The sequence below is a fragment of the Xanthobacter cornucopiae genome, from assembly GCF_043195065.2.
Taxonomy (GTDB): Bacteria; Pseudomonadota; Alphaproteobacteria; order Rhizobiales; family Xanthobacteraceae; genus Xanthobacter.
Genome location: NZ_CM195531.1, coordinates 3,607,956 through 3,633,360, shown reverse-complemented (window position 1 = coordinate 3,633,360; position 25,405 = coordinate 3,607,956). Strand labels below are relative to the sequence as shown.

The following is a 25,405-nucleotide window of genomic DNA, read 5'->3' as shown; positions in this document are numbered from 1 at the left end:
CCACGCCCACGCCCCTGTCCGTGTCGATGGAGCATTCCGGGGCGGGCCCCCGCGGGCGCGGCCGTCTGGATGCGGACCGGGCCGGGGCGCGGCAGGCCCGGGTCGAGGCGCGTCGGCTCGGAACGGGGGAGGGCGGCGCGCCGCAGGCTGAGCCGGCGGGGCCCGAGCCGATCGCCCCGGCGGCGGAGGCCGACGTCGCGGCCGAGCGGCGGCGGGGGCGTGGCGCGCTGTCCAACGCGGCCGGGCGGTTCGAGCCGGCGGCGCGGGTGCGGTTCGATGACGGCTGGCAGAGCCTGGAGGACCTGCCCCCGTTCAAGACCGAGGTGACCGAGGAACGGGCGCGCACGGTCATCACCCGGAACCAGTCGCCGGATGTCGGCTTCGACCGGTCGATCAATCCCTATCGGGGCTGCGAGCACGGCTGCGTCTACTGCTTCGCGCGGCCCACCCACGCCTATCAGGGGCTGTCCGCCGGCCTCGATTTCGAGACCCGGCTGTTCGTCAAGCCCGACGCGCCGGAACTGCTGGCGCGGGAACTCTCGCACCCGAGCTATCAGCCGCGGGTGATCGCCATGGGCACCAATACCGATCCCTACCAGCCCATCGAGCGGCAGTATCAGGTCACGCGCCGCATCCTGGAGGTGCTCAGGGATTTCGGGCATCCGGTGGCCATCGTCACCAAGTCGGGCCTCGTGGCGCGCGACATCGACATTCTCGGTCCCATGGCGGAGAAGGGGCTGGTGAAGGTGGCGGTGTCCATTACCACCCTCGACCCCCACCTCTCCCGCATCATGGAGCCCCGCGCGGCGAGCCCGCAGCGCCGGCTGGGCACCCTGCAGCGGCTGAGCGAGGCGGGTATTCCCACCGCGGTGATGACGGCGCCGCTGATCCCGGCCCTCAATGACATGGAGCTCGAGCGCATCCTCGACGCGGCCAAGGCCGCCGGCGCGCAGGAGGCGGGCTATGTGCTGCTGCGCCTGCCGCTGGAGGTTGCCGACCTGTTCCGGGAGTGGCTGGTGGCGAACTTCCCGGATAAAGCGCGCCACGTGCTGACGCTGATGCGTCAGATGCGGGGCGGCAAGGATTATGATTCCGAATTCGGCGGCCGGATGCGTGGGGAAGGGCCCTATGCCTGGACCCTGGGCCGGCGGTTCGAGATCGCCGCCCGCCGGCTGCGCCTGGATGGCCGTGGAGCGCGGCTGTCCACCGCCCATTTCCGCCGGCCGAAGCCGATGGGCGAGCAACTCTCCCTGTTCGATTGAGGTCCCGCATGTCGCCCGACGTGTCCCTTCGCCTGCATCTGGTCACTCTCGGCGTCGCCGATCTCCCGCGCGCCTGCGCGTTCTATACAGCCATGGGGTTGGAGCGGCGGGATGCCGCCGCCGTGGGTGTCGCCTTCGAAGCGCTTCCGGTCTTCCGCGGACACACCCTGGCGTGCAACGTGTCCGAGGCGGAGGCGGTGGCTGCCGTGATCGCCCGGGCGGTGGCGGCGGGTGGCCGGTGCGTGAAGCCGGCCCAGGCGGTGTTCTGGGGCGGCACCAGCGGGTATTTCGCCGATCCCGACGGCCACCTGTGGGAGGTGGCTCACAATCCCTTCTTTCCGTTCGATGGGGAGGGACGACTGACGGTGCCGCGCTGAGCGCGCGGATAAGCGCCTCCTGGCGTGAGATTTGCTTTGAAGTCGGTCATCAGGCAATGCCCCCGGTGCGCCCGCCGCTGTCTGGTCGGGCGTTTCCGGGCGCGGCGCCAGTCCCTTCAAGGCACCTGTCGGTGCCGGTGCAGAGGCCGCATCATGCCGCTCTATGGCTTTCATTGTCAGGATTGCAACACGGACAGCGAACTGCTGGTCGGCTTCTCCGACACCCCGGTCTGTCCGAAGTGCGGGGGCCAGAAGCTCGATCGGCTGATGTCCCGCATCGCTCCCGATGCCAAGCTGAAGGCCGCCGCCAAGGTCTGGCGCAAGCAGGCCGAGCGTGAGGGGCATCTGAACAATTTCAGCAAGGCCGAACGGCGCACCTGAAGCGGCCCGCCGTCCCGGCAGGTTCGCGCCGGGTGCGCCCCGGCCGCGGCGCTTGTCCGGCCGCCGTGCTTCCGGCCCCCGGAGAGGGATGAGGCCCGCTTCTGCAACGCGGGCATGGACGGCGGCGGCATCTCCTTCTAGAAGGCTGAGCGCGCCGCGTCCGGCCGGACCGCGCGCATCGCGCGAGCGCCGCCGTCTGCGCGCGGCGGGCGGAGATCACCGGCGGAGGAGCAAGTTGGCGCAGGACCTGGCGCGGGTCGACGGCCCCCGGAGTTTCGGCACCGCCGCGCTGCACGGCCTTGGCTTCCTCATCCTCGCGGCGCTCGTCACCGTCATCGTCGGGCTGCAGCAACGCGCCGCCGGCGCCTATATGGCCGAGTTCTCGGCCACCCGTGCAGATGAGGCCGGGCATGTGGTGACAGGCCTGATGGTGGCCCAGTATCTGGGCTCCGACTGGCCCGCCCCGCTCGCTTTCCTCGCCGATTACGGCCTGCATTATCCGCGTGTGGTGCTCGGCCTCTGGCCCCCCCTCTATTACGTCCTGCAGGGCATCTGGTTCACGCTGCTGGAGCCCTCGACGCCGGCGGTGCTGCTGCTGCCGGCGGTGCTGGCCGCGCTGCTGGTGGCCAGCACCGGCTGGGTCGCGGCGGACCGGCTCGGGCTCCTGCCGGGCGTCGCGGTCGGGGCGGTGCTGCTGGTGCTGCCGGCGCTGCGCGAGGCGATCCTGGTCGTCGGCCTCGACCTGCCCCTGTCGCTGCTGATCCTCTGGGCGGCATTCGCCTACGCGGCCTACCTCAGGAGCCGATCGCTGCGGACCGGCCTGCTGTTCGGCCTCCTGGCCTCGGCCGCCATCCTCACCAAGGCCACAGGCTTGGCGCTGCTGCTGCTGCCGCCGATGGCGGTGCTCGTCACCCGCCGCTTCCGCCTGTTGCGCGAGCGGGGATTCTGGTTGCCGCTGCTGCTGATCGTGATCCTCGCCGGGCCGTGGACCATCGGCACCTATCCGCTGGTGTCGGCGGCGGCGCCGGCGGCCGTGCCTGGGCCCGACGCGCGACTGCTGGCCGAGGCGGGCGCCTTGTGGCATCAGCTCGGCGCGGTGCTGCTGGCGCTTGCGGCCGCGGGCGGCGCCTTTGCATTGGCCGACACCCGCCGCGCCACGGCGGAGCCGCTGCCGCTGGTCCTGCTGCTGGTTAGCGTGTGTTTCGCCGCGACGCTGGCGATGGCCCCGCCGGCGGGCCCGGCGAGCGTGCTGCCGCTTTGCGCGCCCGCCGTGATCCTGGCGGCCGCGGGCGGCCTGCGCCTGATCCGCCTCGTCACCCGCGACTGGACCACCCTGGCCGGGCTGGCGGTGGCGCTGGTGATGCTCCTTGCCGCCTTGCCTGCGTTGATGATGGTGGCGACCAAGCCGGTCATCGGCATGGACGCGGCGGCCCAGACCTTCCTCGCCGATGCCAGCGGGCCGCCGGTGGTGCTGGTGTTCGCCGACGAGACCGGCGAAGGCGCGCTGGTGGCGGCGGTGGCGCAGCGCGATCATCGGCGCCGCAGCTATGTGGTCCCCGCCCGGGTGGCGCTGGCGGCCCCGGTATCGGATCCGTCCGCGGCGAATTCGCCGTCGGCGGCGCACGAGGATCTGCTTGCCGGGCTTGGCCGGCTCGGTGCCGGCTACCTGGCGATCGAGGACCGTTCCGGCGGCGCGGACGACGCCCTCGCGCGGCGGATGGAGGCGGTGCTGGCCGCTCATCCCGAGCGTTTCAAGTTGCTCGGGCGCTTCCCGCGTTCCGACGGAACGGGCGGGACCCGGCTGTTCGCGCTGGTGGACGGCGGGCGGGGCGCCCCCAACGCGGCTCCCGACGTGGTTCCCGGTGCGGCCGCCGGATCGGCGCCGGGGCCAGTGCAATAGGAGGCAGGCGTCATGCGCGCTCTTAAGGATTACCCGCTGTCGCACTGGCTGGTCGGCGCGCCGCTGGCCCACCGCCTGCGGCGGCTGCGCAACACGCTGGTGGATCGCATCTATCGCCGCCGCCGGGCGCCCGGGCAGGAAGCGCTGGTGCGCGCCCTGGCGGACCAGGGCGGCACGCTCGCCTTCACCGTCGCCTTCAACACGCCGGAAGCGGTGGCATTGCTGATGCAGGCGATGGCTCGTCATCTGCCGGGCACGCCCCTGGTGGTCTGCGACAATTCCACCCAGGCGGAGGCGCGGGCGGCCATCGCCGCCCTGTGCGCCGCGCGCGGCGTGGCGTATTGCGCGCTGCCCCCCTCGCCCTACCGCGGCGGGCGCAATGGCTCGCGCTCCCATGCCGTGGCCCTCAACTGGATCCTCGCCAATCTGATCCGGCCGGCGGCGCCGAAGGTGTTCGCGCTGATCGACCATGACCTCATTCCGCTGGCGCCGGTGGATCTCGCCGCCACCGTGGCCCGGCAACCCTGCTACGGCATGGTGCGCACCGCCACCGAGGGGCCGGGCTGGTATCTGTGGCCGGGCTACAGCGTGTTCGATTACGAGGCGGTGAAGGACCTGCCTCTCGATTTCGGCACCGACACGCCGCTCACCCTCGATACCGGGGGGCAGAACTGGGGCGTGCTGTACCGTGGGCTCGACCGCGACGCGCTGAGCTGGGCGACGGTGCGGACGGTGTTCGTGAGCGATGCGGAGACCGGTACGGCGGAACCGCATTTGATGGCCGACGCCTGGCTGCACGCGGGCGGGGCGGGCCACGGCTGGCGCGACCGCGCCTTCAACGCGGTGCGAAAGGCGTTCGAGGCCGATCCCGATGGTCTTTACGGGCGCCTGCGTCTGGGCGCCCGGCATCGGGCTGGAGCGGGGGTGGGGGCATGAAGGGGCCGAAGCTGCGCGCGTTCCGCCTGGCCCGCGTCAAGGCGGTGGAGCCGCTGGTGCTGTCGGGCCGGCTGGCTCAGGTGCCCGGGCTGCATTGGGTCAATCACGCCCGTTATGCCGCGCTCGACCGCCTTTATCGCGGCCGGGTGGCCGCCGGCCAGGATGCCGTGGTGCGGGCACTGAGCGCCCGGAGGGCGGAGACCCTCGCCCTGACCATCGCCTATAACGTGCCCGAGGCGGTGGCGCTGCTGGCCGATTCCATGCGCAGGTTCCTGCCGGACACGCCGCTGCTGGTGTGCGACAATTCCACCGATCCGGAGGCGCGGGCCGCCCACGCCGTGATCGCGGCCGAGAAGGGCTTGCCCTACCTGCCGCTGCCGCCGGCGCCGCTGGTGCGCACCCGCTCCGCCCGCTCCCACGCGGCCGCCGCCAACTGGGTGTTCCACAACGTCATCCGTCCGGTGGCGCCGAAGGCGTTCGCCCTGCTCGATCACGATCTGGTGGCGCTGAAGCCCATGGATCTCGGCGCCACGGTGGCGCATCAGCCGGTCTATGGCGCCAAGCGGCCCAGCACCCGGGTGAAGGCCTGGTATCTGTGGCCCGGGTTCTCGGTGTTCGACGGCAGCCTCGCGGAGCTGCCGCTGGATTTCGGCCCCGACCGGTTGCTTGGAACCGATACCGGCGGGCGCAACTGGCACGTGCTTTACCGCACGCTGGACGTCAAGGCGATGACCTGGCCCAAAGTGCGCACCGTGGCGGTGCCCGAGGCGGGCGGCGGCTGGAGCGAGCCGAAGATGCTGGTGGACGGCTGGCTGCATGTGGGCGGCGCCAGCTATCGCGGCGGCGTCACCGCCCTCGGCGCCATCCGCCGGGCCTTCGACGCGGACCCGGAGGGGCTTTACGGCCGGCTGGTGGACACCGATCCGCCGCGCGGATGACCGGAGCCCGCGCCCCTGAAACAGAAACGCCGCCGGTGGGCCCGGCGGCGTTGAATCCCAGGCGGCGAGGGCGGACCGGCGGCCTGCCCCCGGTCCGTCACTTGGCGGCGGAGCTCTTCTTCACCTTGCCATCGGCGGAGCGGTCCTGGCGCTCGGCGATACGGGCCGACTTGCCGCGACGGTCGCGCAGGTAATAAAGCTTGGCGCGGCGCACCTTGCCGCGGCGCACCACCTTGATGGAATCGATCAGCGGCGAATAGATCGGGAACACGCGCTCCACGCCCTCGCCGTAGGAAATCTTGCGGACGGTGAAGCTCTCGTTCAGGCCGCCGCCGGAACGGGCGATCACGACGCCCTCGTAGGCCTGCACGCGGCTGCGCTCGCCTTCCACCACCTTCACGTTGACGATGACGGTGTCGCCCGGCTGGAACTCCGGGGTCGCGCGCTTCTCGGCGAGCTTGGCAGCCTGTTCGGCTTCCAGCGTTTCAATGATGTTCATGTCACCAACCTCTAGCAGCCGCCGGACGCGAACGCGGTCTTCCCCGCGCTGGCCCCGGCGCCACATCGTGTCGTTATAAGTTCAGGGGACGGCGCTCCATACCCGAGAACGCGGCGGTTGTCATTCCCTTTCCGTTTCCGGCGCGGACCGGGGCGCGGCCAGCAGGTCGGGACGGCGGGCGCGGGTGACGGCTTCGGCCTCGGCGCGGCGCCAGCGGGCGATGCGGGCGTGGTCGCCGCAGGTCAGCACCTCGGGGATGGACAGGCCCTCGAACACCTGGGGGCGGGTATATTGCGGATATTCGAGCAGGTTCTGGGAGAAGCTCTCCTCCTCGCCGCTCGCCAGCTTGCCCATGACGCCGGGAATGAGGCGCACGCAGGCGTCCAGCAGCAGCAGCGCCGCGGCCTCGCCGCCGGAGAGCACCACGTCGCCGACGCAGACCTCCTCCAGGCCGCGGGCGGCGACGATGCGCTCGTCCACCCCCTCGAACCGGCCGCAGAGCAGCACAACCCCCGGCCCGGTCGCCAGCGCGCGGACCCGGGCCTGGGTCAGCGGGCGGCCGCGCGGGGTCATCAGCAGGCGCGGGCGGGGGTCGCCGGGCGGGGCGGCGGCATCGATGGCGCGCGCCAGCACGTCGGCGCGCATGACCATGCCCGGGCCGCCGCCGGCCGGGGTGTCGTCCACGGAGCGGTGCCGGTCGAGGGCGAAGTCGCGGATCTGCGACGCCTCCAGGCTCCAGAGGCCCCGCGCCAGCGCCTTGCCGGCCAGGGCATGGCCGAGCGGGCCGGGAAACATCTCCGGATAGAGGGTGAGGATGCTGGCGCGGAAGGTCATGGCGATGTCTGTCTCACCGTCCGCTCATGGGGGAGATGCGGGCGAAGGTCAAATGTCCCGGCGGCCCGCGGGCTTCTCGACGCCGGCGTCTCGCGGCGCATTGTCATCCCCCGCGAACAGGGCTAGGTGTGAAGCAGCCGCTATGATGCGGGATCAAGTGCTGCGGGGGCCTCCCTTGATCGAAGCTCCGTTCGGGTCACAGGGCGCGACCTGGTGCCAGGGTGATGGCGTTATCTTGATCCGCATGCTTTTCCTTTCCCGTCGGCGCGCGCGCTGAAAGGCCGGATACGCTCCATGGCCACCAGCTTTACCCGCGACCGTACGCGCCTCCTGCCTTTCGCAGCGGAAATCGGCGCCCTCGGCGTCGTGTTCGGTGATATCGGCACCAGCCCCCTCTACGCCCTGAAGCAGGGCGTGCTGGCCGTCGGTGGCACCAATTTCATGGGCGAGGACGTGCTCGGCCTGCTCTCGCTCATCACCTGGAGCATCATCCTCTCCGTCACGGTGAAATACGTGATGCTGGTGCTGCGGGCGGACAACGACGGCGAAGGCGGCATCCTCGCGCTGGTGACGCTCTTGGACCTGCACCGCAGCGCCCTGGGCTTGCGCTGGTATCTGCTGGCGGCGGGCCTCATCGGTTCGGCCATGCTCATCGGCGATGGCGTCCTCACGCCGGCCATGTCGGTGCTCTCGGCCATCGAGGGCCTGCAGGTGATCTCGCCGGAGCTGGAGCACTGGGTGGTGATCCTCACCGTGCTGGTGCTGCTCGCCGTGTTCCTCTCGCAGCGCCTGGGCACCGAGCGGATCGCCTCCTTCTTCGGGCCGATCATGCTGATCTGGTTCAGCGCCCTGGCGGCGCTGGGCGTCTATGGCATCGTGCAGGCGCCGCAGGTGCTGGCCGGGTTCGATCCGCGCCACGGCATCATGCTGATGCTGGCGCACCCGGGGCTGGCCGGCGTCATCCTGGGCGCCTGCTTCCTGGCGGTCACCGGCGGCGAGGCGCTGTACGCGGACCTGGGCCATTTCGGCCGCAAGGTGATTGCCCGGGCCTGGCTGTTCGTGGCCATGCCGGCGCTGCTGCTCAACTACTACGGCCAGGGGGCCATCCTGCTGGTGGACCCGAACGCGGTGCGCAACCCGTTCTACGACCTGTCGCCCGACCTGTTCGACATCCCGCTCCTGGTGCTGGCGACGGCGGCCACGGTGATCGCCTCGCAATCCATCATCACCGGCGTGTTCTCGCTGGCGAAGCAGGCCATCGAGCTCGGCTACCTGCCGCCCATGCGCATCCGCTACACCTCCGAGCACAACGAGCAGCATATCTATGTGGGCCGGCTGAACTGGCTGCTCATGATTTCCTGCATCGCCGTGGTGATCGGCTTCGGCGCCTCGGAGAAGCTGGCTTCCGCCTACGGCATCGCGGTGGCGTTCGCCATGGTGACCACGTCGGTGCTGTTCATCGCCCAGGTCCATCGGGCCTGGGGCTGGCCGGCGCCGGCGGTGTGGGTGATGGCGGTGGGCGTGCTGACGGTGGACTTCTCCTTCGCCTCCGCCAACCTCACCAAGCTGCACGACGGCGGCTGGCTGCCGCTGACCATCGCCGGCATCATCATCCTGGTCATGGTGAGCTGGCGGCGCGGCCTCGAGGCGGTGGTCGCCCAGCAGGTGCGTTTCACCGAGCCGCTGGATTCCTTCATCGGCCGCAAGGACCGCTCCAACGACGTGGAGGCGCCGCGCACCGCCATCTTCCTGTCGCGCGCGGGCGCCATGACGCCGGTGGCGCTGTCGCGCATGGCGGACCTGCTCAAGGTGCGCTTCGAGAAGGCGGTCATCGTCTCGGTCTGGATCGCCGCCCGGCCGCGCGTCTCCGTGGAGGACCGGGTGCGGGTGACCACCCTGAACGAGAATTTCGTCAGGGTGGATCTGCGCTTTGGCTACATGCAGCAGATCGACGTGCCCTCGGTGCTGGGCCCGGCCCTGAGCGCGCGGGGCATCGACCCGGACGCCGCCGTCTATGTGATCGGCCACGAGCGCATCATCCCGCCGGACGAGCTGGCGCGGCTGCGCGACCTGGTGGCCCATGTGTTCGCGTTCCTTGCCCGCAATGCCGAGCGCTCGGTGGACCGTTTCGGCCTGCCGCGGGCGCGCACCGTGGAGATCGGCTATCCCGTGAAGTTGTAGGGGCCTGCCCGCAAGCTGACGCTTTTTGGTGCTTTGTCCCCTCTCGCACGGCCAGGACGCCCGGCCCGCCGGGTTCGGTCCTCCCTTTCTCACGTCGGCGAGGCAGGGGAAAAGGCATTCACGTTACGGAAGATGCGTGCTCTTGTGTGCGAACAGGCCTTCCACGGGCGGGGGATGGTGTCGGTATGGGTGTGCGATCGGGTCTTTCCAAGGTTTGGGCGTTCCTGCGCGACAAGGTGGGGCTGCACGGTCTGGGGCTGGTGGCGAGTCTTGCGGTCATGGCGATCGCCGCGGTCGCGCTCTACCGCATGCTGCACAAGCTCTCGTTCGCGGAGGTGATGAAGGCGCTGGGCGACAAGGACCCGCTGCATGTGGGCGCGGCCTTCGTCCTGGTGGCCTGCGCTTATCTGACGCTGACCTTCTACGACTGGTTCGCGCTCAAGACCATCGGCAAGGACGCGGTGCCCTATCGGGTGGCGGCGCTGGCGGGCTTCTGCTCCTATTCCATCGGACATAACGTGGGCTTCACCGTCTTCACCGGCGGTTCGGTGCGCTACCGCATCTATTCGGCCTGGGGCCTCGGCGCTATCGACGTCGCCAAGATCTGCTTCATCGCCGGCCTCACCTTCTGGCTCGGCAACCTGTCGGTGCTGGGGCTCGGCATCACCATCCATCCGGAGGCGGCAACGGCGGTGGACCGGCTGCCGCCGATGGTGAACCGGCTGATTGGCATCGCCGCACTGGTCCTGCTCGCCGCCTATGTGGTCTGGGTGTCGCTGGCGCCGCGCAACATCGGGCGCTCGTCCTGGTTCGTCACGCTGCCGGCCGGCCGCTCGACCCTGGTGCAGATGGGCATCGGTATCCTCGACCTCAGCCTGTGCGCGGCGGCCATGTACATGCTGATGCCGGCGCAGCCCTACATCGACCCGGTGTCGCTGGCGGTGGTGTTCGTCACCGCCACCCTGCTCGGCTTCGCCAGCCACACCCCGGGTGGGCTCGGCGTGTTCGATGCCGCCTTGCTGCTGGCGCTGCCCCAGTTCGATGTGAACGAGATGGTCGGCGCGCTGCTGATCTTCCGCCTGTTCTATTACATCGTGCCGTTCGCCCTCGCGCTGACCCTGCTGGGGTTCAGGGAGATCCGGCTCGGCACCTTCAGCTTCGGGGGGCGAAAGGCGTCGCAGGTCCCGACGGCATCCGGCGAGGCGGCGGTGGAGGCGGCTCCCGCGCTCACCGCCGACAAGGCGGCCGACCTCGCGCGTCGCGCGTCCCGCTGAGGGTCGTCCGGGTCACGACCGCAGGCGTGGACGAGGCGTGGCCGGGGGAGGCCGATGTTCCATATCCGGCGCCCTCCGGGCCGGCCACATGCCGCGCGGAGGGAGCGCCGGCCTCCGAAGCGGGGTCGTGCAGGCCTTAGCTGTTTAGCTCGCGCCCCTGGATGCGGTCTCGAATTCCGGGGCTTGGTCTCTCCGGCTCCGGCGTCAGGGCTTCGCGGCGCCGGGAAGTCCCAGCATGCCGCCGAGCTTGCCCTGGGGCACCTTCATCACCTTCACCCCCGGCGGCAGCTCGAATTGCCGGGGGTCCTGCGGGCCACGCGTAAGGTTCGTGACCTCATACAGGATGCGCCGGGTCCCCTGAATATCGGCCTCGGTGCGCAAGGCGATGCCGTCGGGCGTGATGCAGGCCTGGGTCGGGCCGATCTTGCGGTCGAGCGGCGGGTCCACCTGCCAGATGTCGCACGGTTCTCCCGCCACCTGCGAGCTGCCGCCCTTGGTGCCGGTGCCGGTGAGGGCGCCGGCCACATATTCGGGCGGCAGCTCGATCTCCACCGCCATCTTCGGCAAATTGGGCGCCAGCATCACCATGCGGCGGGCCTTGAGGTCGATGATGCCGACCACGCTGCCGGGCACTTCCGGCTTGCTCACCTCCACCCGCATCCGTCCCTGGCTGTGGGAGAGGTCCATGGTGGCGCCGCGCGGCAGGCTGGCCTTGAGGCTGAAATCGGCGGTGGGCAGGGGCAGCGGGTCGGCCACGGCGGAGCCCAGCCCGAGACACAGCCCGAGACCCATTCCCGCGAGGGTGGTGCCGCCCGCTGCCCGAAATACTCGCATCGCCGCCATGAGGACCTCCCTTTCCGGACGTGTCATAGCAGACGCGCTCCTGTCGTCCGGTAACATCGGGCGCGTGTTCGTTCACATTACGTCACGCTATCGCATCGGGCACGTGGCGGCGCGGGCTCGCCCGGACGGGCGAAGTGTCGTAATGCCTTCGCGCTGCCCGGCGAACATGGCCGTTCCGACCTGGGCGGGGCGATGATTCGCCGCCGACCCGGACAGGCCGCGTCTCCCTCGCCGGCCATCGCGGGGCGAGGTGCCGGGCGTGGCGCGGGCGCCTCGCGCGCCGAGGGGCGGCAGGGAGGGGCCATGAACGCGCAGGACCGGAGCTTGCAGGAAAGGCGCGCACCCCCCGGGGGCGGTGCCCTGGGGGGCGACCGGCCCCGCCGGTTGTTGGTGCTGGCGGCGCTCGTGCTGGGGGCGGTCGGGGTCGGCTTTCAATGGCTCGATCCGCTGCTGGGCCTGGTCTTAGGCGGACTGCTGGCGCTTGCCGCGGCATGGCCGTCGCCGGTTGCCGAGCCGGCGCCGATCGTGGAGACGCCGCCGCCCGCGCCGCCGGCCCGTGGCGACGCCAAGGTCGAGGCGGTGGTCCGCGCGCTGCCGGAGCCGGCTCTGCTGCTGACCCCCGAGGGGGAGATCGTGACCGCCAATGCCCGGGTGGCCCTGGCCATCGGCCCGGCGCGGGTCGGCGATCCGCTGTCGTTCCTGGTGCGGGTTCCGGAGGTGCTGGACGCGGTGCGGGCCGCCGCCACCGACGGGCTGTCGCGCCGGGTGGAGTTCGCCGAGCGCGTGCCCCTCGATCGCTGGCTCGAGGCCCATGTGGTGCCGCTGCATCTGGATGCGGGCGCGGCGCGCCGGCCGGCGACGGCGCCGGACGCGGTGCTGCTGACCTTCCGCGATCTGACCCAGCAACGCCGGGTGGAGCAGATGCGGGCCGATTTCGTCGCCAATGCCAGCCATGAGCTGCGCACGCCGCTGGCCTCCCTGTCGGGCTTCATCGAAACCCTGCAGGGGCCGGCCCGGAACGACGCCGCCGCGCGCGACCGGTTCCTCGCCATCATGGTGGCCCAGGCGCGGCGCATGTCGCGGCTGATCGACGATCTGCTCTCTCTGTCGCGCATCGAGCTGAACGCCCACGTGCAGCCGGAGACCACCCTGGAGCTGTCGGGGATCGTCACCCATGTCTGCGACACCCTCTCGCCGCTGGCCGCCGACCGGGGGGTGGCGCTGGAGGTCAGGCGCGAGGCCGCGCGGCTGCCGGTGCGCGGCGATCGCGACGAGCTCATCCGCCTGTTCGAGAACCTGGTGGAGAATGCCTTGAAGTACGGCGCCGGCGGCGGGGCGGTGCAGGTGACGCTGGGCGAGGAGCCCGGCCCGCGGGGCCCGGTGGCGGTGGTGTCGGTGCGGGATTTCGGCCCCGGGATCGCCCCCGAGCACCTGCCGCGCCTCACCGAGCGCTTCTATCGGGTGGACGTGGCGGCCAGCCGCGACCAGGGCGGAACCGGGCTCGGGCTGGCCATCGTGAAGCATATCGTGGCCCGCCATCGCGGCCGGCTGTCGATCGACAGCACCCTCGGCGCTGGCGCGACTTTTACGGTGCGGCTGGATCTTTCGCCGGATCAGAAAAAATAATGACGAAAAAACAAGGGCCTGTATTGTCATAGGCGCGTCATGTCGTGGTCATAGAACCTTGGCGCGAACGGACTAGAAGTCCGTAGCCCAGTGTTGCGTCACGGCCGGGGTCGCAAGCGCGCCGCGCATGAACATCCGCTGTCCGCGGCGGATGGGGATCGCGGGTGCGAATGGATCGCCGGGGTCGTCGGGCAGCAATGACATTGGTAAGGAGAGAAATCGTGAAGCTCACCACTGCTCTCGGCGCTTTCGCCGTGGCCGGCATGATGTTCGCCGGCAGCGCTCAGGCCGTCGATTTTACCGGCGCTGGCGCCTCCTTCCCGGCGCCCGTCTACCAATCCTGGGGCGCGAAGTTCAAGGAGAAGACCGGCAACGCGCTGAACTACCAGTCCATCGGCTCGGGCGGCGGTCAGAACCAGATCATCAACCGCACCGTGGACTTCGGCGCCTCCGACGCCACCGTGCCGGGCGAGAAGCTCGCCGCCAGCAAGCTGCTGCAATTCCCCACCGTGATCGGCTCGGTGGTCGCCACCGTCAACCTCGACGGCATCGCCACCAACCAGCTCAAGCTGACCGGCGCGGTGCTGGCCGACATCTATCTCGGCAAGATCACCAAGTGGGACGACAAGGTCATCGCCGATCTCAATCCCGGCGTGAAGCTGCCGTCGCAGGCCATCGTTCCGGTGTATCGCTCGGATTCCTCGGGCACCACCGCCATCTTCACCTCCTACCTCTCGGCCGTGAGCCCCGAGTGGAAGTCCAAGGTCGGCTCGGCCACCTCGGTGCAGTGGCCGGTCGGCGCTGGCGCCAAGGGCAATGAGGGCGTCACCGGCAACGTGAAGAACACCAAGGGTGGCGTGGGCTACGTGGAGTTCATCTACGCCGCCGCGAACAACCTGGTGGTCACCCAGCTCCAGAACAAGGCTGGCAAGTTCGTGTCGCCGGAGACCAAGGCGTTCGAGGCCGCCGCCGCCGCCGCCGACTGGGACAATGCGAAGGACTTCGCCGCGTCCATGATCGACGCTCCGGCCGAGGCTGCCTGGCCGATCGTCAGCCCCACTTACGTGCTGCTGCCCAAGGACCCCAAGAACGTCGAGACCTCGCGCGTGACCATGGAGTTCTTCTCCTGGGCCTACGGCAAGGAAGGCCGTGAGATCGCTGAGAAGCTGCATTACATCCCGCTGCCGGAAGCGGTGGTGAAGCGGGTCGAGGAAGCCTTCCGCAAGGAAATCCTGACCCCCGAAGGCAAGCCGGTGCGCTGATCCGCGTGTTCTGACGAAGGTTATCCCTGTCCGCGCCAGGCGCGGGCAGGGACAGGCGACGGGGCGCGGTCGTGCTGGTCCGCCGTGTCGCCATCCGCCGCCGGGCTCCGGTCCGGCGCGGCAGGTTCCGGCGGGTCGCCTGCGGGCGCGGCCGGGCGCGGACCGGCACGGAAAATGTCATGCGGCCCGGCATTCGGGGGCGCAGCTGTGTGGTTGCAACTCAGGGCGCGCCGGGGTGCGCGGGGATGGGCATCAGATGGACGCGACGATGGACGGTATGGGGACGGCTCCGGTCGAGCCCATCAGCAAGGCGAAGGGCACGGGCAGGATCTCCGATCCGGTCTTCGTCGCCCTGCTGTGGGCGAGCGGCATCTTCGTCCTGATCCTGCTTGGCCTCATCATCGCCGAGCTGTTCTCCGGCGGCCTGCCGGCGCTTCAGCACTTCGGTATCGACTTCATCTGGACCGCCAGCTGGAACCCGGTGACCGAGAATTACGGCGCCCTGGTGATGATCTACGGCACGCTGTTCAGCGCCGTGATCGCCGTCGTGGTGGCGCTGCCCCTGTCGTTCGGCATCGCCTTTTTCCTGACCGAGATCGCGCCCCAGCAGCTCAAGCGGCCGGTCGGCGTGGCGGTGCAGCTGCTCGCCGCGGTGCCTTCCATCATCTACGGCATGTGGGGCTTCTTCGTGATCGTGCCGCTGATGGCGGCCTATGTGCAGCCTCCGTTGATCGACACCCTGGGCCAGCTGCCGGTGCTCGGCCTCCTGTTCCAGGGGCCGCCGCTGGGCTCCGGCATGCTCACCGCCGGCCTCATCCTGGCGGTGATGATCCTGCCCTTCATCACGGCCATGTTCGTGGAGACGCTGGAATCGGTTCCCGCCATGCTGAAGGAATCCGCCTACGGCGTCGGCGCCACCACCTACGAGGTGTACAAGAACGTGTCGGTGCCCTACGGCCGCACGGCCATGGTGGGCGCCATCATGCTTGGTCTCGGCCGCGCCCTGGGTGAAACCATGGCGGTCACCTTCGTGATCGGCAATGCCACGCGCCTGTCGGCCTCCCTGTTCGCGCCCGGCGCCACCATCGCCTCCACCATCGCCAACGAATTTCCTGAGGCGCCGCTCGGCTCGCTGAAGCTCACCTCGCTGCTGCAGCTCGGCTTCATCCTGTTCGTCATCTCGTTCATCGTGCTGGCTCTGTCCCGGGCGCTCGTGCGCTCGCGGATGGACTGAGCCGGGGGGACCACAATGGCTTCGCTCGCCGCCCGCCGCGCCAAGGACAATCTGGTCAAGGCCCTGTCCACGGGCTTCGCGGTCTTCGCTCTGTTCCTGCTCGCCTGGATCCTGTGGACCCTGCTCGCCCGCGGCCTGCCGGCGCTCAGCCTCACGGTGTTCACCAATGTCACCGCCCCTCCCGGGCAGAGTGGCGGTCTCGCCAACGCCATCATCGGCTCGCTGATCCAGGTCGGCATCGCGGTGGCCATTGGCGCGCCCATCGGCATCTTCGCCGGGACCTTCCTGGCAGAGAACGGCCGCGGCACGCGGATTGCCTCCGCCACCCGGTTCGTGAACGACATCCTGCTGTCGGCCCCCTCGATCCTGGTCGGCCTGTTCATCTATACCCTGCTGGTGGTGCCGCTGGGCGGCTTCTCCGGCTGGGCCGGCGCGCTGGCGCTCGCCATCCTGGTGATCCCGGTGGTGGTGCGCACCACCGAGGACATGCTGAACCTGGTGCCGGTGGGCCTGCGCGAGGCCGCCTTCGCCCTCGGCGCGCCCCAGTGGAAGGTGGTGATGTTCATCACCTGGCGGGCGGCGCGGGCCGGCATCGTCACCGGCCTGCTGCTCGCCATCGCCCGTGCGGCGGGCGAAACGGCGCCGTTGCTGTTCACCTCGCTCGGCAACAACTCCATGTCGCTGGATCTCAGCAAGCCCATGGCCAGCCTGCCGGTGGCGATCTACCAGTATGCCGGCAGCCCGTTCGATGACTGGGTGGCCCTGGCCTGGGCCGGCGCGCTGCTGATCACGGTGGGCGTGCTGGTGCTCAACGTGGCCTCGCGCCTGGTGCTGTCGCGCGGCCACTGACCTGGGCGCGCCGCCGATGCCGCCCGGCGCCCTTGGCGCCGGGTCACAGAACATCTCCAGCCCGGCTGGCTCCGGGACATCCAATTTCAAGTGAGGCTCAGATGACGTCTGCGGTCGATCCCACCCTCAGCATCGCCACTTCGGTCGCGGCCCGGCCGGACACGCCGCCGGCGCCGGTCAAGCTCAAGGTGGAGAACCTGCAATTCTACTATGGCCAGGGCCATGCGCTGAAGAACATCAATTTCGATATTCCCGAGAAGCGCGTGACCGCCATGATCGGCCCGTCGGGCTGCGGCAAGTCCACGCTGCTGCGCGTGTTCAACCGCATGTACGACCTCTATCCCGGCCAGCGCGCCGAGGGGCAGGTGCTGTTCGATGGCGTGAACATCATCGGCAAGGAGCTGGACTCCACCGTGGTGCGCACCCGCATCGGCATGGTGTTCCAGAAGCCGACGCCCTTCCCCATGTCCATCTATGACAACATCGCCTTCGGCGTGAAGCTGCACGAGCGGCTGAACAAGGCGCAGATGGACGAGCGCGTCGAATGGTGCCTGCGCAAGGCGGCCATCTGGGACGAAACCAAGGATCGCCTGCACACGTCGGCGCTGGGCATGTCCGGCGGCCAGCAGCAGCGCCTGTGCATCGCTCGCACCATCGCGGTGAAGCCCGAAGTGATCCTGCTCGACGAGCCGACCTCGGCGCTGGATCCCATCTCCACCTCGAAGATCGAGGACCTCATCGACGAGCTGAAGCGCGACTTCACCATCGTCATCGTCACCCATAACATGCAGCAGGCGGCGCGCTGCGCCGACAATACCGCCTTCTTCTATCTCGGCGAACTGATCGAAGTGGCGCCTTCGGACGTGATCTTCACCAATCCGAAGGAAATCAAGACCCGCGATTACATCACCGGCCGCTTCGGCTGAGGGGAGAGGAATGCTTCAGATGCCCGACCATACCGTGACGTCGTTCGACGTCGAGCTCAAGGAAATCGGCCGCAAGGTCGTGGAGATGGGAGGCCAGGCCGAGCGCCTGGTGGCGGACAGCGTCACCGCCCTCATCAAGCGCGACGCGGTGCTGGCCCAGAAGGTGGTGGGTCTCGACGCCGTTGTCGACCAGGTGCAGCGGGACATCGAGGACAAGGCGGTGCTGGTCATCGCCAAGCGCCAGCCGGTGGCCTCCGACCTGCGCGAGATCGTGGCCGCGATCCGCATCGCCAACGACATCGAGCGCATCGGTGACCTGGCCAAGAACGTCGGCAAGCGCGTCATCGCCATCGAGGGCGAGTACCATCCGCAGCAGCTGGTGCGCGGCGTGGAGCACATGTCGGAACTCGTGCTGGAGCAGCTCAAGGAGGTACTCGACGCCTATGCCGGCCGCAACGAGGCCAAGGCGCTGGACGTGTGGGGCCGCGACGACGCCATCGACACCATGTACACTTCGCTGTTCCGCGAGCTTCTGACCTATATGATGGAAGATCCGCGCAACATCTCGGTGTGCACGCATCTCCTGTTCTGCGCCAAGAATATCGAGCGCATGGGGGATCATGCGACAAACATCGCCGAGGTCGTATACTACATGGTCACCGGACAGGTGCTGCCCGAAAGCCGGCCGAAGGCCGATGCATCGAGCGATACCACCGTGGCCTTCCCCGGCCGCACGGTACAGGGCTGACACGGGGCCGCTGGAGCGGCCACCGCCGATCCGGCGGCTCGACGATAGGGGTGTGGGACATGGGTGAAGTTCTGTGCCGGCGCGCATTCTGATCGTCGAGGACGAGGAGCCTCTGACCCTCCTGCTTCGGTACAACCTGGAGTCGGAGGGCTATGCGGTCGAGAATGTCGGGCGCGGCGACGATGCCGAGACGCGACTGCGGGAGAGCGTGCCGGATCTGGTCATCCTCGACTGGATGCTGCCGGGCCTGTCGGGCATCGAATTGTGCCGGCGCCTGCGGACCCGGCCGGAGACCGAGCGCCTCCCCGTCATCATGCTGACGGCACGCGGAGAGGAGACCGAGCGGGTGCGCGGTCTGGCGACCGGCGCCGACGATTATGTGGTCAAGCCGTTCTCTGTGCCGGAGCTGGTGGCGCGGGTGCGGGCCCTGTTGCGGCGGGCCAAGCCCGAGCACGTGGCGACCCTGTTGCGGGCCGGCGACATCGAGCTGGACCGGGAGACCCATCGGGTGCACCGGGCCGGGCGCGAGGTGCATCTCGGTCCGACCGAGTTCCGCTTGCTGGAATTCCTGATGCAGAGCCCCGGCCGGGTGTTCTCGCGGGAGCAACTGCTGGATGGGGTGTGGGGCCAGGACGTCTATATCGACGAGCGCACGGTGGACGTGCACGTCGGCCGCCTGCGCAAGGCCATCAACCGTGGTCGCCAGTCGGACCCGATCCGCACCGTGCGGGGGGCGGGCTACTCGTTCAACGAGATGTTCGCACGCGCCCATTGATGGCGCGGCCGTCCGGGCGCGGCCGTCGACGGGACCGCCGAGTGTTCCGTGCCCTGGGCGAGGAGGCGGGCCGGCGGATGCGATGGCCCCCCGACGGCGCGGTGTCTTTGCCATTCGGTGAGGGTCTAGACGAAAACGGCCGCGGGCGATGTCGCCTGCGGCCGTCTTGGTATGCCTCCCGCCCTTCAGAGCGACGCGGCCGCAGCTGCGTCGCTCCGAAGCCGACGGGTCTCAAAGATAGGCGAGGCGCCGGTCGCGCCGCCGGTCCTGGACCGGCTGGTAGGCAATGCGGGCGTGCTGGGTGCAATAGGGCATGCCCGGATTGCTTTTCGCGCCGCAGAAGTAAAAGCTCTCCGTCCCGGGCTCGCCCAGGGGCCAGCGGCAGGTGCTTTCGGTCAGGTTCATGATGGTGCAACGCTGCGCCATCGGCACCACATTGCCGCTCACCTGCGGAACCGGAGCCGGAGCGGGAGCCTCCTCCGGCAGGTCGTCGAATTCCGCCGCGAGCGCAGTGTTGCCCTGCGTGGCCGGGCGCTGCGGACGCGACGGGTCGCGGGGCGCCTCGGGACGTCCGCCGGGCCGCGTCTGCTGCTGGGGGCGGGTCGGCGCGGTTGCCGTCTTGGCCCGGCCCGACAGGCCGAGCCGATGCACCTTGCCGATCACCGCGTTGCGGGTGATGTCTCCAAGTTCATTCGCAATCTGGCTCGCGGAGAGGCCTTCGCTCCAGAGCTTCTTCAAGAGTTCGACGCGCTCGTCATTCCAGCTCATCGCTCTTCTCCAATTTGCCGCATCTTGCCGGCGCCGGCTCAATGCGGCGCCGCGTCGACACCTCACCGGCAGCACCGCCATGCTGCCGCAGATGTCCCGGACTCCCTTCCCGAGCCCTCATGCGCCGCGCATGGGGAAGGTTAACAACCCATAGGTCCCAGGAAGCTTGATCGCACGAGATATCGTAGGCGATGGAGGCTACGCTACAATATGGGCTTTCGGCGCGACAGAGTCGGTTAACATTCGCCGGTCGTTTTCCCCAGATCGTTGCCCGTCTGCACCATTTCGCGCGGGAGCTTCCGGCGTGGTGCTCTGATCGGTTGACCTCGCGCGCGCGATCATTAGTATGATCTTCGTCGGGCCGCTCCCCCCGCTGGGGCGGCCCTTTTTAATTCTCGCCTGCCCGGACCCCTGTTCAGGGATCTTGACGGTCCCTGGGTCGAGGTGTCCGGTTGTCCCGCACGACGCGGGGCGCCCCAAGGGCCGATCGCGCGGGGGAAGTCTCTTTTCCCACGAGACCTTGGCTCGCAACCAGGAGTGGAGGCGTCGTTCGCGCCCGGTGGTTCGTCGCCGGGCGGACGCGTTTTCAGGAGGATCACGTGATCACCGCCGTTCTGCCGACCTATGCGCGCATCGACCTCGAGTTCGAGCGGGGAGAGGGCTGCTGGCTCGTCACGACGGACGGGCGACGTTTCCTGGATTTCACCGCCGGCATCGCGGTGAACGTGCTCGGCCACGCCCACCCCTATCTGGTGGAGGCCCTGAGCGCTCAGGCGCAGAAGCTCTGGCACACCTCGAACCTGTTCCGTATTCCCGGTGGCGAGGCCCTGGCCGCGCGCCTGTCCGCAGTCACCTTCGCGGATACCATGTTCTTCACCAATTCCGGTGCGGAAGCGCTGGAGTGCGCCATCAAGATGGCGCGGAAATACCAGTTCGCGAACGGTAATCCTGAGAAGAACCGCATCATCACCTTCCAGGGCGCGTTCCATGGCCGGACGCTGGCGACCATTTCCGCCGGCGGAAATGCCAAGTATCTGGAAGGTTTCGAGCCGGCGCTGCCGGGCTTCGATCAGGTTCCGTTCGGGGACCTCGATGCGGTCAAGGCGGCGGTCACGCCTTATACCGGCGCCATCCTCCTGGAGCCGGTGCAGGGCGAAGGTGGCGTGCGGGTGCCACCCGACAGCTTCCTGAAGGGGCTGCGCGCGCTCGCCGACGAGAAGGGCCTGCTGCTGGTGCTGGACGAGGTGCAATCCGGTGTCGGTCGCACCGGCAAGCTGTTCGCCCACGAATGGTCCGGCGTCACCCCCGACATCATGGCGGTGGCCAAGGGCATCGGCGGCGGCTTCCCGATGGGGGCATGCCTTGCCACCGAGAACGCGGCCAAGGGCATGACCTTGGGGACGCATGGCTCGACCTATGGCGGCAATCCGCTCGCCATGGCGGTGGGTAATGCGGTGCTGGACCTGGTTCTGGCGGAGGGCTTCCTTGATCATGTGAACGCCATTTCCTCCCGGCTCCAGCAGAAGCTCGGGGCGGTGGTGGCGAGCCATCCCGCGGTGCTGGAGGAGGTGCGCGGGCAGGGCCTGCTGCTCGGCCTCAAGGCGCGGGTTCCCGCCGGCGACCTGGTGACGGCCCTGCGGGACGAAGGGCTGCTCGCCCCCGGCGCGGCCGATAACGTGGTGCGGCTGCTGCCGCCGCTGGTGGTCTCGGAGGCGGAGGCGGACTTGGCCGTGGAGAAGATCGAGGCCGCGTGTGTGCGGCTGGAGGCGGGCCTGGCTCTTGCTCCGGTCAAGGGAGCTGCGGAATGACGGGGAATGGCGTGCGTCATTTTCTCGACCTGTCGGAGATCCCGGCGGCCGAGCTGCGCCGGGTGCTGGAGGTCTCCAAGGAACTGAAGGCCAGGCGCAAGGCGGGGGAGGCGGAACGCCCCCTTGCCGGCAAGACCCTGGCCATGGTGTTCGACAAGCCCTCCACGCGCACCCGTGTGTCGTTCGATGTCGCCATGCGGCAGCTCGGCGGCGAGACCATCATGCTCACCGGCCAGGAAATGCAGCTCGGGCGCGGCGAGACCATCGCCGATACCGCCCGGGTGCTGTCGCGGTTCGTGGACGCCATCATGATCCGCATCCTGGATCATGATGATCTGCTGGAACTGGCGAATTTCGCCACAGTGCCGGTCATCAACGGCCTCACCCGCATCTCCCATCCCTGTCAGGTGATGGCGGACGTGCTCACGTTCGAGGAGCACCGCGGCCCGATCCAGGGGCGGCAGGTAGCCTGGACCGGCGACGCCAACAATGTGCTCGCGTCCTGGGTGCATGCCGCGGAGCGCTTCGATTTCTCCATGAAGGTGGCGACGCCCAAGGAGCTCGGCCCGCGCCAGCAGCTCAAGGATTTCGTCAAGCGCACCAAGGCCAAGGTCACCTTCATGCGGGACCCGGAGGAGGCGGTGGAGGGGGTGGACTGCGTCCTCACCGACACCTGGGTGTCGATGGGCGACAAGGAGGCCGAGCGGCGCCACAATCTCTTGAAGCCCTATCAGGTGAACGCCGCCCTCATGGCGCGCGCCGACAAGGACGCCATCTTCATGCACTGCCTGCCGGCCCACCGTGGCGAGGAAGTGACCACGGAGGTGATGGACGGGCCGCAGTCGGTGGTGTTCGATGAGGCCGAGAACCGCCTGCATGCCCAGAAGGGCATTCTGGCGTGGTGCTTCCACGCGGCGGGCTGACGGACGGCGCGTCTCTCGGACGGACAGGATCGTGGCGGCCGGCAGGCGTTCCGGCCCCGCGCAACGGGTGAAGGAGAGGCGCATGGGCAAGGAGCGCTCGCGCGGCGCCGGCGCCGCGACGCAGGACGACGTGGTGACCGCCTTCCAGGTGGACGCCCTGGATCTGAGGGGGCGCATCGTCCGCCTCGGGCCCACCCTCGATGCGGTGCTGGCGCACCATGACTATCCCCCGGCGGTGAAGCGCGTGGTGGGCGAGGCGGTGGCGCTGGCGGTGCTGCTGGGCTCGTCGCTCAAGTTCGAGGGCCGCTTCATTCTCCAGACCCAGACCGACGGTCCGGTGAACATGGTGGTGGCGGATTTCGTGAGCCCGGACAAGATCCGCGCCTACGCTCGCTACGACACGGACGCGCTGGCCGAGGCGCAACGGCGCAACGCCACCGCGCCGGCGGCGCTGCTCGGGCGCGGCCACCTGGCCATGACCATCGACCAGGGCCTGTCCGCCAATCGCTACCAGGGGGTGGTGGCGCTGAACGGTGAGGGCCTGGAGGCGGCGGCGCACGAATATTTCCAGCAATCGGAGCAGATCCCCACCCGGGTGCGCCTCGCCGTGGGCGAGGAGATGCGGGCCGGCGGGGGCGCCTCCTCCTGGCGGGCCGGCGGCCTCCTGGCCCAGTTCCTGCCCGACGACCCCTCCCGTGCCCGCATGGCCGACATGGCGCCGGGCGATGCGCCGGAGGGCACGGCAGGGCATACGCTGGACGAGGACGACGCCTGGGTGGAGGCGCGCTCCCTGGTGGCGACGCTGGAGGACGTGGAGCTGGTCGACAAGGACCTGGCCAGCGAGCGGTTGCTGTATCGCCTGTTCCACGAACGCGGGGTGCGGGTGTACGAGCCACTGGCCATGGGCGCCCATTGTTCCTGCTCGCGCGAAAGGGTGGCCGGGGTGCTGGCCTCCTTCTCCGCCGATGACCGGCGCGGCATGATCCAGGACGACGGCAAGGTTTCCGTCACCTGCGAGTTCTGCGGCCGCACCTATGGCTTTGAGGCCGAGGAGGTCTTGGGACACGCGGACTCCTGATCCGGCCCGGGCCGAGTCCCGGCGCCTCCTGCAGGTTGCCGCGCCGGTGGCGCTGGGGGGACTCCTAAGGGGGCATCAAACAGGGGAAGCGGGGCGGCGCGGGAGCATGTATTCTGGCGCCGGGTCCCGCCGCGATGAGGTGGGCCGCCCTCTCTTTTCAAGGGACTGCCCCGTTGTCCGAGATCATCTGCTATTTCAGCCCGCAATCCGGCTATGCCTATCTGGGGCATGAGCGCCTGCGCGCCGTGGCGCGCGCGGCCGGCGCCAGCATCCTCTGGCGACCGGTGGACATCCTCCAGGTGTTTGCCGCCGGTGGTTCCACCGCACCGGCCAAGCAATCGCCCCAGCGCAATGCCTATCGCAAGCTCGACATTGTGCGCTGGGCCGCCCGCGCCGGCCTTCCCATCAATACCGAGCCGGCGTTCTGGCCCACCGATACCCTGCCGGCCTGCCGGCTGATCGCCGCCGCGCAGCTGGAGGGAACAGACCCGGCCGATCTCATCGGCGCCTGCCTCGCTGCGGTGTGGGCGCGGGACATCCAGATCTCGCAGCGGGAGAGTCTCGTGCGCCTCGCCGATGGCGTGGGGCTCGATGGCGCCGGTCTCGTCGCGCGGTCCGACAGCGTTGCCGCCACCGAGCAGGTGGCGCGCAACACGGCCGATGCCATCGCCGCCGGGGTGTTCGGCTCGCCGTCCTACATCGTCGACGGCGCGCTTTACTTCGGCCAGGACCGGCTCGACTTCGTCGCGTCCCGGCTGGCGGAGCTGAAGGCGGGGGGCGGCGCGTGAGCGCCCCCTTCGTCATCGTCGGCGCCGGCCAGGCGGCGGCGCAGGCCATCACGTCGCTGCGGGCTGAGGGCTATGGCGGCGACATCGTGCTCTACGGCGCGGAGCCGTACCTCCCCTATCAGCGTCCGCCCCTGTCCAAGGCCTATCTTGGAGATGAGCTGGCCGAGGAGCGGCTGGAATTGAAGGCGCCGACATTCTACGCCGACAACGGTGTGGCGGTGCATCTGGGCGTTCCCGTGGAGCGGCTGTTGCCGGCGGAGCAGGCGGTGGAGCTTGCGGACGGCAGCCGTCAGCCCTATTCCGCGCTGCTGCTCACCACCGGCACCCGCGCCCGGGCGCTTCCGGTGCCGGGCGCCGACCTTCCTGGCGTCCATTCCATCCGCGCCATCGACGATGTGAAACGGTTCCGTGCGGCGGCGCTGCCTGGGGCCCGCCTCGTCATCATCGGCGGCGGCTATGTCGGTCTGGAGGTGGCCGCGAAGGCGCGCAAGCTCGGGCTGGAGGTGACGGTGGTGGAAGGACAGCCGCGCCTCCTGGCTCGTGTCGCCTGCGCGACCGTTTCCGTCTTCGTCCGCGCCCTGCATGAAGGGCAGGGCGTGACCGTGCTCACCGGAGTGGGTGTGGCCCGGCTCATGGGCCGGGAGCGGGTGACGGGGGTGGAACTCGCCGATGGCCGTCACCTGCCGGCGGATCTGGTGCTGGCGGCGGTGGGCGCGGAGCCCAATGCGGAATTGGCAGCGGCGGCGGGCCTTGCCCTCGACAATGGGGTGAAGGTGGACGCCGCCACCCGCACCAGCGCTGCAAACGTGTATGCGGCGGGCGACGTCGCCTCGCTCCCCAGCGCCCTTTACGGCCGGCGGGTGCGGCTGGAATCGGTGCAGAATGCCATCGATCAGGCCAAGGCGGCGGCGCGGGCCATGGTGGGCGGCGCGATCGTCTATGATCCGGTGCCCTGGTTCTGGTCTGACCAGTACGACGTGAAGCTGCAGATCGCCGGCCTGATCGACGGCTTCACCCGGAGCGAAGTGGAGGGTGACGTGGCCGGGCGCCGCTTCTGCGTGCGCTATTTCGCCGGCGACCGGCTGATCGCGGTGTGCTCGGTGAACGATCCCAAAAGCCACATGCTGGGCCGCCGCGCCCTCGCCGCGGCCTCCCGCTAGAGCATTTCCGAGCGAAGTGGAAGCTGGTTCGCGTA

24 protein-coding genes are annotated in these 25,405 nt (G+C 69.4%); 20 read left to right on the top strand and 4 right to left on the bottom strand.

Annotated elements, in window-relative coordinates; genetic code table 11:
* The first annotated feature begins 26 nt into the window (after window positions 1–26).
* The 6 genes from V5F53_RS16055 (at window position 27) to V5F53_RS16030 (ending at window position 5,794) form a co-directional block, all read left to right on the top strand.
* Window positions 27–1,262, top strand: a complete 1,236-nt coding sequence (locus V5F53_RS16055; RefSeq protein WP_393995399.1) for a PA0069 family radical SAM protein — start codon at window positions 27–29, stop codon at window positions 1,260–1,262.
* Between the two features lie 8 nt (window positions 1,263–1,270).
* On the top strand, window positions 1,271–1,639 hold the full coding sequence (locus tag V5F53_RS16050; protein ID WP_393994863.1) for a VOC family protein: 369 nt from the start codon (window positions 1,271–1,273) through the stop codon (window positions 1,637–1,639).
* A 153-nt stretch (window positions 1,640–1,792) separates the two neighbouring features.
* The gene (locus tag V5F53_RS16045; protein ID WP_393994864.1) at window positions 1,793–2,020 is read left to right on the top strand and encodes an FmdB family zinc ribbon protein; all 228 of its coding nucleotides are present in this window, start codon (window positions 1,793–1,795) and stop codon (window positions 2,018–2,020) included.
* Window positions 2,021–2,255: 235 nt separating this feature from the next.
* Window positions 2,256–3,920 (top strand): glycosyltransferase family protein, encoded by a 1,665-nt coding sequence (locus V5F53_RS16040; protein ID WP_393994865.1) that lies wholly within the window; start codon window positions 2,256–2,258, stop codon window positions 3,918–3,920.
* A 12-nt stretch (window positions 3,921–3,932) separates the two neighbouring features.
* Window positions 3,933–4,856, top strand: coding sequence for a hypothetical protein (locus tag V5F53_RS16035; RefSeq protein WP_393994866.1), 924 nt, complete (start codon window positions 3,933–3,935; stop codon window positions 4,854–4,856).
* Window positions 4,853–5,794, top strand: a complete 942-nt coding sequence (locus tag V5F53_RS16030) for a hypothetical protein (protein WP_393994867.1) — start codon at window positions 4,853–4,855, stop codon at window positions 5,792–5,794. The genes V5F53_RS16035 and V5F53_RS16030 overlap by 4 nt, the downstream gene beginning before the upstream one ends.
* Before the next feature lie 97 nt (window positions 5,795–5,891).
* On the opposite strand, the gene rplS is transcribed toward V5F53_RS16030, so the two are convergent.
* Both rplS and trmD read right to left on the bottom strand, forming a co-directional pair.
* Window positions 5,892–6,293 (bottom strand): 50S ribosomal protein L19, encoded by a 402-nt coding sequence (gene rplS / locus V5F53_RS16025; protein WP_393994868.1) that lies wholly within the window; start codon window positions 6,291–6,293, stop codon window positions 5,892–5,894.
* A 120-nt stretch (window positions 6,294–6,413) separates the two neighbouring features.
* Window positions 6,414–7,127: a tRNA (guanosine(37)-N1)-methyltransferase TrmD gene (gene trmD, locus V5F53_RS16020; RefSeq protein ID WP_393994869.1), complete on the bottom strand. Its 714-nt coding sequence runs from the start codon at window positions 7,125–7,127 to the stop codon at window positions 6,414–6,416.
* Window positions 7,128–7,421: 294 nt separating this feature from the next.
* On the opposite strand from trmD, the gene V5F53_RS16015 reads away from it, so the two are divergent.
* Entirely contained in the window at window positions 7,422–9,308 is a 1,887-nt protein-coding gene (locus V5F53_RS16015; RefSeq protein ID WP_393994870.1) for a potassium transporter Kup, read from the top strand.
* 185 nt (window positions 9,309–9,493) lie between these two features.
* Window positions 9,494–10,582, top strand: a complete 1,089-nt coding sequence (locus V5F53_RS16010; RefSeq protein ID WP_393994871.1) for a putative bifunctional lysylphosphatidylglycerol flippase/synthetase — start codon at window positions 9,494–9,496, stop codon at window positions 10,580–10,582.
* A 204-nt stretch (window positions 10,583–10,786) separates the two neighbouring features.
* Here the strand turns inward: V5F53_RS16010 and V5F53_RS16005 are convergent, their stop codons facing one another.
* Window positions 10,787–11,425 (bottom strand): hypothetical protein, encoded by a 639-nt coding sequence (locus V5F53_RS16005; RefSeq protein WP_393994872.1) that lies wholly within the window; start codon window positions 11,423–11,425, stop codon window positions 10,787–10,789.
* A 303-nt stretch (window positions 11,426–11,728) separates the two neighbouring features.
* Here V5F53_RS16005 and V5F53_RS16000 point away from each other — a divergent pair, with 303 nt between their 5' ends.
* From V5F53_RS16000 to phoB, 7 genes are all read left to right on the top strand, one after another.
* A complete protein-coding gene (locus V5F53_RS16000; protein WP_393994873.1) occupies window positions 11,729–13,051 on the top strand; it encodes an ATP-binding protein in 1,323 nt (440 codons plus the stop codon).
* Between the two features lie 221 nt (window positions 13,052–13,272).
* Window positions 13,273–14,313, top strand: coding sequence for a phosphate ABC transporter substrate-binding protein PstS (pstS, locus tag V5F53_RS15995; RefSeq protein ID WP_393994874.1), 1,041 nt, complete (start codon window positions 13,273–13,275; stop codon window positions 14,311–14,313).
* Window positions 14,314–14,569: 256 nt separating this feature from the next.
* Window positions 14,570–15,547: a phosphate ABC transporter permease subunit PstC gene (gene pstC / locus V5F53_RS15990; protein ID WP_393994875.1), complete on the top strand. Its 978-nt coding sequence runs from the start codon at window positions 14,570–14,572 to the stop codon at window positions 15,545–15,547.
* A 15-nt stretch (window positions 15,548–15,562) separates the two neighbouring features.
* Window positions 15,563–16,396: a phosphate ABC transporter permease PstA gene (pstA, locus tag V5F53_RS15985; RefSeq protein ID WP_393994876.1), complete on the top strand. Its 834-nt coding sequence runs from the start codon at window positions 15,563–15,565 to the stop codon at window positions 16,394–16,396.
* Between the two features lie 101 nt (window positions 16,397–16,497).
* On the top strand, window positions 16,498–17,322 hold the full coding sequence (gene pstB / locus V5F53_RS15980; protein WP_393994877.1) for a phosphate ABC transporter ATP-binding protein PstB: 825 nt from the start codon (window positions 16,498–16,500) through the stop codon (window positions 17,320–17,322).
* A gap of 19 nt (window positions 17,323–17,341) precedes the next feature.
* Window positions 17,342–18,070, top strand: a complete 729-nt coding sequence (gene phoU, locus V5F53_RS15975) for a phosphate signaling complex protein PhoU (protein ID WP_393995400.1) — start codon at window positions 17,342–17,344, stop codon at window positions 18,068–18,070.
* A gap of 73 nt (window positions 18,071–18,143) precedes the next feature.
* Window positions 18,144–18,845, top strand: a complete 702-nt coding sequence (gene phoB, locus V5F53_RS15970) for a phosphate regulon transcriptional regulator PhoB (RefSeq protein ID WP_393994878.1) — start codon at window positions 18,144–18,146, stop codon at window positions 18,843–18,845.
* Window positions 18,846–19,076: 231 nt separating this feature from the next.
* Here phoB and V5F53_RS15965 read toward each other — a convergent pair whose 3' ends face one another.
* The gene (locus tag V5F53_RS15965) at window positions 19,077–19,613 is read right to left on the bottom strand and encodes a GcrA family cell cycle regulator (protein ID WP_393994879.1); all 537 of its coding nucleotides are present in this window, start codon (window positions 19,611–19,613) and stop codon (window positions 19,077–19,079) included.
* Window positions 19,614–20,212: 599 nt separating this feature from the next.
* On the opposite strand from V5F53_RS15965, the gene V5F53_RS15960 reads away from it, so the two are divergent.
* The 5 genes from V5F53_RS15960 (at window position 20,213) to V5F53_RS15940 (ending at window position 25,370) form a co-directional block, all read left to right on the top strand.
* Complete coding sequence (locus tag V5F53_RS15960; protein WP_393994880.1) at window positions 20,213–21,421, top strand: aspartate aminotransferase family protein; 1,209 nt, start codon at window positions 20,213–20,215, stop codon at window positions 21,419–21,421.
* A complete protein-coding gene (gene argF, locus V5F53_RS15955; protein WP_393994881.1) occupies window positions 21,418–22,344 on the top strand; it encodes an ornithine carbamoyltransferase in 927 nt (308 codons plus the stop codon). Before V5F53_RS15960 ends, argF begins: the two co-directional genes overlap by 4 nt.
* Before the next feature lie 82 nt (window positions 22,345–22,426).
* Window positions 22,427–23,422 carry an Hsp33 family molecular chaperone gene (locus tag V5F53_RS15950; protein WP_393994882.1) on the top strand — a complete coding sequence of 332 codons (996 nt, stop codon included), beginning with the start codon at window positions 22,427–22,429 and terminating at the stop codon, window positions 23,420–23,422.
* Between the two features lie 173 nt (window positions 23,423–23,595).
* Window positions 23,596–24,210 (top strand): 2-hydroxychromene-2-carboxylate isomerase, encoded by a 615-nt coding sequence (locus tag V5F53_RS15945; RefSeq protein WP_393994883.1) that lies wholly within the window; start codon window positions 23,596–23,598, stop codon window positions 24,208–24,210.
* Window positions 24,207–25,370, top strand: a complete 1,164-nt coding sequence (locus V5F53_RS15940; RefSeq protein ID WP_393994884.1) for an NAD(P)/FAD-dependent oxidoreductase — start codon at window positions 24,207–24,209, stop codon at window positions 25,368–25,370. Before V5F53_RS15945 ends, V5F53_RS15940 begins: the two co-directional genes overlap by 4 nt.
* Window positions 25,371–25,405 lie beyond the last annotated feature (35 nt).